The 488-nt window shown below is 69.9% G+C and carries 1 pseudogene; it reads left to right on the forward strand.

From position 1 onward, the window contains the following. Positions 1-488 (forward strand): annotated as a pseudogene (locus QN357_RS19265) (hypothetical protein); the annotation flags it as partial.

Below are 488 nucleotides of genomic sequence, written 5' to 3' on the forward strand. Positions count from 1 at the left end.
ATGGTCACGTTCGAGAACGGCCAGTACTCGGTGCCGGCGCACTTGCTCGGCGCCCGTGTGTTCGTCCGCAGCCACGGCGTCGGAGCCTCTGAGCAGGTCGTCATCGTCCACGTCGGCAGTGACGGTCCCGTTGAAGTCGCCCGGCACCACCGGGCCCGGCCCGGCAGTCCGAAAATTGACGACGCGCACTTCCCCGATCACCGGGAGAAGATCCCGGGAGATTACACGATCACCCCGCGCAGCGCGGCCGAGACGGAGTTCCTGGCCATCGGGGCTGGCGCGCACGCGTGGTTACTGGAAGCGGCCGCGGCCGGGACCGCGCGGATGAACGTGAAGATGGCTGAGGCCGTCGCGCTGGCCAAGATCAGCGGCACCGCCCCGGTCGATGAGGCCCTCGGGCAGGCCGCGACCTATGGTCGTTTCGCGACCGGTGACCTCGCCTCCCTCCTCAGCGCAGGCTCGATCCGTCCGCAGGCACGCACGGCGGG

It is taken from the genome of Cryobacterium sp. RTC2.1 (genome assembly GCF_035018685.1).
Lineage (GTDB): Bacteria > Actinomycetota > Actinomycetes > Actinomycetales > Microbacteriaceae > Cryobacterium > Cryobacterium glucosi.